7 protein-coding genes are annotated in these 6,538 nt (G+C 58.9%); 5 read left to right on the top strand and 2 right to left on the bottom strand.

All coding sequences use genetic code 11. The features are described 5' to 3' along the window. Nucleotides 1–39: 39 nt before the first annotated feature. Entirely contained in the window at nt 40–525 is a 486-nt protein-coding gene (locus tag PMI29_RS22295) for a DUF523 domain-containing protein (protein ID WP_033052124.1), read from the top strand. A gap of 56 nt (nt 526–581) precedes the next feature. On the opposite strand, the gene PMI29_RS22300 is transcribed toward PMI29_RS22295, so the two are convergent. Continuing rightward, on the bottom strand, nt 582–1,172 hold the full coding sequence (locus tag PMI29_RS22300) for a transporter substrate-binding domain-containing protein (RefSeq protein WP_007995539.1): 591 nt from the start codon (nt 1,170–1,172) through the stop codon (nt 582–584). 136 nt (nt 1,173–1,308) lie between these two features. Here PMI29_RS22300 and PMI29_RS22305 point away from each other — a divergent pair, with 136 nt between their 5' ends. Then, a complete protein-coding gene (locus PMI29_RS22305) occupies nt 1,309–1,734 on the top strand; it encodes a DUF4399 domain-containing protein (RefSeq protein ID WP_007995538.1) in 426 nt (141 codons plus the stop codon). Nucleotides 1,735–1,795: 61 nt separating this feature from the next. Here PMI29_RS22305 and serA read toward each other — a convergent pair whose 3' ends face one another. Continuing rightward, on the bottom strand, nt 1,796–3,025 hold the full coding sequence (gene serA, locus PMI29_RS22310; protein ID WP_007995536.1) for a phosphoglycerate dehydrogenase: 1,230 nt from the start codon (nt 3,023–3,025) through the stop codon (nt 1,796–1,798). A gap of 204 nt (nt 3,026–3,229) precedes the next feature. Here serA and PMI29_RS22315 point away from each other — a divergent pair, with 204 nt between their 5' ends. From PMI29_RS22315 to PMI29_RS22325, 3 genes are all read left to right on the top strand, one after another. Beyond that, nucleotides 3,230–4,624, top strand: a complete 1,395-nt coding sequence (locus PMI29_RS22315) for an FAD-binding oxidoreductase (protein WP_033052123.1) — start codon at nt 3,230–3,232, stop codon at nt 4,622–4,624. A 37-nt stretch (nt 4,625–4,661) separates the two neighbouring features. After that, nucleotides 4,662–5,327 (top strand): fumarylacetoacetate hydrolase family protein, encoded by a 666-nt coding sequence (locus PMI29_RS22320; protein ID WP_007995532.1) that lies wholly within the window; start codon nt 4,662–4,664, stop codon nt 5,325–5,327. Between the two features lie 270 nt (nt 5,328–5,597). Continuing rightward, complete coding sequence (locus tag PMI29_RS22325; RefSeq protein ID WP_007995530.1) at nt 5,598–6,524, top strand: SdiA-regulated domain-containing protein; 927 nt, start codon at nt 5,598–5,600, stop codon at nt 6,522–6,524. The last annotated feature ends 14 nt before the right edge of the window (nt 6,525–6,538 follow it).

Below are 6,538 nucleotides of genomic sequence, written 5' to 3'. Positions count from 1 at the left end.
CGGCTGGTTCCGCCGGCGCGGCAACGAGCCGTTCTGATCATGCAGAAGATTCTTGTCAGCCGCTGCCTGTTGGGCCACCGCGTCCGTTACGACGGCGGGGCCAGCGGGCCGTTCGATCAGCTTCAGCTGTGGCTTGATGAAGGGCGGGTCGTGCCGTTGTGTCCGGAAGTGGCCGGTGGTTTGCCAACGCCACGGGCGGCGGCGGAAATCCCGGGCGGGCAGGGCGCACAAGTCCTCGATGGCCAGGCGTTGGTAATCACCACCGAGGGCGAGGACGTCAGTGCGCAGTTTCTGTCGGGGGCGTATCAGGCACTGGAGCAGGTGCAAAAGCACGGCATCCGCGTCGCCATCCTCAAGGCCAACAGCCCGTCCTGCGGCAATCGGCTGACCTATGACGGGACGTTCAGCGGCGTGAAGGTCAGTGGCGAGGGCGTGACGGCGGCGCTACTCAAGCGCCATGGCGTGCAGGTATTCAGTGAGCTGGAGTTGCCGCAGGCGGCGCAGGCGTTGGCAATGCTGAACTGACAGCCGGCACAAAACCCTGTGGGAGCGAGCTTGCTCCCACAGGTTCTGCATTTACTTCAGTTCTGCAGCTTTGGCACCACACCCGCATCCACCCCCAGCCACTTCTGCTCCAGCGCTTGCAGCCGTCCATCATCCTTGATCCGCTGCAACGCGTTTTCCAGGCTGGCATGGAACGCCGGATTACCCTTCTGAAACGGAATTGCCAGGCTCACGGCCGGGTTGCTCTTGGGCTTATCTTCCGTCAGCGACTGCACCAGCAGAATGGAGCGTGGCTCTTCTTTCTGCGCGATCAATTGTGCATTGGTTTGAATGTAGGGTTCGCTGAAGTCGAAACGATCCTTGAGATCCGGGGTCACTGCTATGTGGTTGATGGCGATGTCGTATTTGCCACTTTCGACACCGGTCAGCAGATCGCTGCCGTCGGTGACGACAAAGTCGGCCCGGACATCGAGTTCACTTGCCAGCAGTTGGCCCAGCTCGACTTCGAAGCCGGTGAGTTTGTCGTCATCCTTGAAGTTGAATGGGGGGGTGTTGGCTTCAACGGCAATGCGCAATTCACCCCTGTCGTTGACGTCATCAATCAGTTCGGCGTGAGCCAAAGGGCTCAAAAGGGGTAGCAGGCAGATCAGGCCAGGCAGAAAGCGCATGGTCACTCCTTTGAATTTATTATCGCGGACCCTCTGATTCAGGCTCGCTTTGCTATGGTTGTCGAGTGCCTTCGACAACAAATGGCCGTGAAGTTGTCATGGTCACGCGGATTTTACGGAAAAACTGGAGAAGAGAATGAAAACCTTTATGTCACGTGCTGCTTTGGCTGGCCTGTTGATGGGTGTTTCAGTGCTGGCCAGTGCTGCCACGCCGGCTCCGAAAGGTGCCGAAGTGTCCATTGTTACTCCCAAGGACGGCGCGACGATCCCACAGACAGTCGTCGTCAAATTCGCGGTCGAGAACATTGCCTTGGCACCGGCGGGCGATCCCACCGAGAACACCGGTCATCACCACGTGCTGATCGACGTCGATGAACTGCCAGCCGCCGGTGTGCCGATCCCCAAGGATGCCAACCACCTGCATTTCGGCGGTGCGCAGACCCAGGCGGAAATAACGCTCACGCCGGGCAAACACACCCTGCAACTTGAACTGGGCGATAAAAACCACATGCCGTTCGATCCGCCGATCGTTTCCGAGAAGATCACGGTCAACGTCAAGTAACCTTGTTGCGTGAATGAAAAAGGGAGCCCGAAGGCTCCCTTTTTTGTCGTTCAGGTCGTGATCAGAACAACACGCGACTACGGATGGTGCCGTTGACGTGTTGCAGCTTCTCTTGCGCCAGGTCCGAGTACTCGGCGTCGACGTCGATCACCACGTAGCCGACCTTCTCGTTGGTCTGCAGGAACTGGCCGGAGATGTTGATGCCGTTTTCGGCGAAGACCTTGTTGATCTCGCTCATCACACCCGGGATGTTCTCGTGGATGTGCAGCAGGCGGTGCTTGCCAGGGTGAGCCGGCAGGGCCACTTCCGGGAAGTTCACGGACGATACCGAAGTACCGTTGTCGCTGTACTTGACCAGTTTTTCCGCGACTTCCAGACCGATGTTGGCCTGGGCTTCGGCGGTGGAGCCACCGATGTGCGGGGTCAGGATCACGTTGTCCAGGCCACGCAGCGGGCTTTCGAACTCTTCGTCGTTGGAGCGTGGCTCCACCGGGAATACGTCGATGGCCGCGCCGATCAGGTGCTTGTCCTTGATCGCGTCCGCCAGGGCGTCCAGTTCGACCACGGTGCCGCGGGCGGCGTTGATCAGGATGCCGCCTTTCTTGATAGCGCGGATTTCTTTCTCGCCCATCATCCACTGGGTGGCGGCGGTTTCCGGTACGTGCAGCGAAACGATGTCGGACATCGCCAGCAGCTCGTGCAGGTTGCCTACCTGAGTAGCGTTACCCAGTGGCAGCTTGGTGATGGTGTCGTAGAAGTACACCTGCATGCCCAGGCCTTCCGCCAGGACCGACAGTTGAGTACCGATCGAGCCGTAACCGACGATACCCAGCTTCTTGCCACGGATTTCGAAGGAGTTGGCCGCGCTCTTGATCCAGCCGCCACGGTGGCAGGAAGCGTTCTTCTCAGGGATGCCGCGCAGCAGCAGGATCGCTTCGGCCAGCACCAGCTCCGCTACGGAACGGGTGTTGGAGTACGGTGCGTTGAACACCGCGATGCCGCGTTCGCGGGCCGCATCCAGGTCGACCTGGTTGGTGCCGATGCAGAAACACCCTACAGCCACGAGCTTCTTCGCGTGATCGAAGATCTCTTCGGTCAGTTGAGTGCGGGAGCGAATGCCGATGAAGTGAGCATCAGCGATCTTTTCCTTGAGCTGGGCTTCCGGCAGAGAACCTGTGAGGTACTCGATGCTGGTGTAGCCCGCCGCCTTGAGGACGTCGACAGCCGATTGGTGGACGCCTTCGAGAAGAAGGAACTTGATCTTGCTCTTATCGAGAGAAGTCTTGCTCATCTGCGTAAACCTGTATCCCGGAGAAAAATGGCAGGAAATGGTCAACAGACGCTGACCCGAGCGGCATGACAGCCGTCGCCGCAGAATAGCCGTTGGGCACTATGCTGCGGGGTCGGTATGCTAGCATATGCGCCCCGCTAAACACTCATTCCTGCGACGTGAAGCGTTCTCAGGATGACCATGAATTGTTCGAGAGTTCTGTCGATGACCAATCCTGCCCTGATTGAAGAGCTGAAGACCCTGGTTGAGCCTGGCAAGGTGCTGACCGATGCCGACTCCCTGAATGCTTACGGAAAGGATTGGACCAAGCATTTCGCCCCGGCCCCGACCGCCATCGTGTTCCCCAAGACCACTGAGCAGGTCCAGGCCATTGTCCTGTGGGCCAATAAACACAAGGTGGCGCTGGTGCCGTCCGGTGGTCGCACCGGCCTTTCCGCAGCAGCGGTGGCGGCCAATGGTGAAGTGGTCGTGTCCTTCGACTACATGAACCAGATCCTCGACGTGAACCTCACTGACCGCACGGCCGTTTGCCAGCCGGGCGTGGTCACTGAGCACCTGCAGAACGTGGCCGAAGAAAAAGGCCTGTACTACCCGGTGGACTTCGCTTCGGCCGGTTCCAGCCAGATTGGCGGCAATATCGGCACCAATGCCGGCGGGATCAAGGTGATTCGCTACGGCATGACCCGTAATTGGGTCGCTGGCATGAAAGTGGTCACCGGCAAGGGCGACGTGCTGGAACTGAACCGCGACCTGATCAAGAACGCCACCGGCTACGACATGCGTCAGCTGTTCATTGGCGCCGAAGGCACCCTCGGTTTCGTGGTCGAGGCGACCATGCGCCTAGACCGCGCGCCGAAAAACCTCACCGCGATGGTTCTCGGCACCGCCGATTTCGACTCGATCATGCCGGTGCTGCACGCCTTCCAGAGCAAGCTTGACCTGACCGCCTTCGAATTTTTCTCCGACAAAGCCCTGGCCAAGGTCATGGCCCGTGGCGATGTCCCGGCGCCGTTCGAATCCGACTGCCCGTTCTACGCACTGCTGGAATTCGAAGCGACCACCGAAGAAGTGGCCAACCACGCCCTGGAAACTTTCGAGCACTGCGTTGAGCAAGGCTGGGTGCTGGACGGCGTGATGAGCCAAAGCGAAACCCAGCTGCAGAACCTGTGGAAACTGCGCGAATACATCTCCGAAACCATTTCCCACTGGACGCCGTACAAGAACGACATCTCGGTCACCGTATCGAAAGTCCCGGCGTTCCTGAAGGAAATCGACGCGATCGTCGGCGAACACTACCCGGACTTCGAAATCGTCTGGTTCGGCCACATCGGCGACGGCAACCTGCACTTGAACATCCTCAAGCCGGATAACCTGAGCAAGGACGAGTTCTTCGCCAAGTGCGCCACCGTGAACAAGTGGGTGTTCGAAACCGTCGAGAAGTACAACGGTTCGATCTCCGCCGAGCACGGCGTGGGTATGACCAAGCGTGACTACCTGACCTACAGCCGTTCGCCGGTCGAGATCGAGTACATGAAGGCGGTCAAAGCGGTGTTCGACCCGAACGGCATCATGAACCCGGGCAAGATTTTCGCTGTTTGATTTTCTAACTCAAGTGCCAACGAAACAGGAGTCGGTAATGAGCTATCAGCACCAGTATGTCGACGGTACGCGCATTCATTTCCCGCTGGGGAAAGTGGTTTGCATCGGCCGTAACTACGCCGAACACGCCAAGGAACTGGACAACCCGGTGCCGACCGAGCCACTGCTGTTCATCAAGCCGGGCAGTTGTGTTGTACCGCTGGAAGGCGGATTCAGCATTCCGACCGAGCGTGGTTCGGTGCATTACGAAGCGGAAATCGCGGTCTTGATCGGCAAGCCGTTGTCGACCAAACCGAGCCGTGAAGAAGTGCTCGACGCCATCTCCGGTTTCGCCCCTGCCCTGGACCTTACCCTGCGCGACAAGCAGGCCGAGCTGAAATCCAAGGGATTGCCTTGGGAAATCGCCAAGTCCTTCGACGGTGCGGCAGTGATTGCTCCGTTCGTATCCGGCAGCACATTTGCCGACCTGACCGACATTGGCATCCGCCTGACCATCAACGGTGAAGTGCGCCAGGACGGCAACAGCAGTGCAATGCTCAACCCGATCGTGCCGATGATCCAGCACATGGCCGGCTGTTTCTCGCTGCAGGCCGGGGACGTGATCCTCACCGGCACGCCAGTGGGTGTCGGTCCGCTGAATGTCGGTGACGAGATCGTTCTGGAGTTGCCGGGCGCCAGCCGGTTTACCAGTAGCGTTCGCTAGTCCAGGTACTGCCAAACCCTGTGGGAGCGAGCTTGCTCGCGATGAGGCCGTGTCAGGCAACAGAGATGTTGAATGACACACCGCAATCGCGAGCAAGCCTGCTCCCACAGTAATTTTTGGTGGGCTGCAGTTCGGATTCCACACGGTTCCATCCTGTCATTTCCCGTTTTTTTCACATCCTGTCTGGATAATTTCAGGACCTTCGGTCTCTGAACCGGCCCCAAACTGTGCTATTACCCCCTAGCCTGAATTTCTGGAATGCATCCCCCGATGGCCACTCCTCCGCTTTCCACGCTTGAACCTGCCCGCCGCTCGCGCTTCGCCCTGCGTTGGTACATCTGGCTTCTGTTGGTGGCCGTTGTCGCCTACGGCGTCGCATTTGCCATGCATTGGGATGCGCGAGGCGTGCTCTGGGTGAAAGAGCAATTCAAGAGTCCGGCCGAGCGCCAGGCGAGCATCTGGCTTCCGGACTACCGGGTGGTGATCGATGCCAAGCCGTTGCCGGGCATGGAAAAGGACGAAGCGTCGGATCTGTCGTACGACCCTCAAACCAAGACCCTGTTTTCGGTCATGGGCAAGAACCCGTTCCTGGTCGAATTGAACCTGCAGGGCGATGTGCTGCGCAAAATGCCATTGATCGGCTGGAGCAATCCTGAGGGCGTCACAGTTCTGGGTGATGGCCGCCTGGCCATTGTCGATGAGCGCGAGCATTTGATCGCCATCGTCAAGGTCGATGCCGACACCCGCGAACTGAACATCGCCGATTTCCCGAAATACGACCTCGGCCCTTCCAAAGACCAGAACAAGGCTTTTGAGGGTGTCACCTGGGATCCTCGTAATCAGCAACTGGTGCTGGGCGAAGAGCGCCCGCCGGCATTGTTTGCCTGGAAAGGTGACGGCAAGGTTCTGACCGGCGACAAGCTGAAGCTGGCCAGTCATGCACTGGACATGCGCAACCTGTCGGCACTGGCCATCGACCCGCGGACCGGCCACATGCTGGTACTGTCCGCCGAATCGCACCTGTTGCTGGAGCTGGACAAACAGGGTGAGCAGGTCAGTTTCATCACCCTGCTGCGTGGCTTCAATGGCCTGAAAAATACCATTCCCCGTGCCGAAGGCGTGGCTATGGATGAGGCGGGCACGCTGTACGTGGTGAGTGAGCCGAACCTGTTTTATCGCTTCGAAAAACAGCACTGACGTTTACGATTTGC

The organism is Pseudomonas sp. GM49, from assembly GCF_000282355.1.
Classification (GTDB): domain Bacteria; phylum Pseudomonadota; class Gammaproteobacteria; order Pseudomonadales; family Pseudomonadaceae; genus Aquipseudomonas.
The sequence above is the reverse complement of the archived record's forward strand: the minus strand, read 5'-3'. Positions and strand labels throughout refer to the sequence as shown.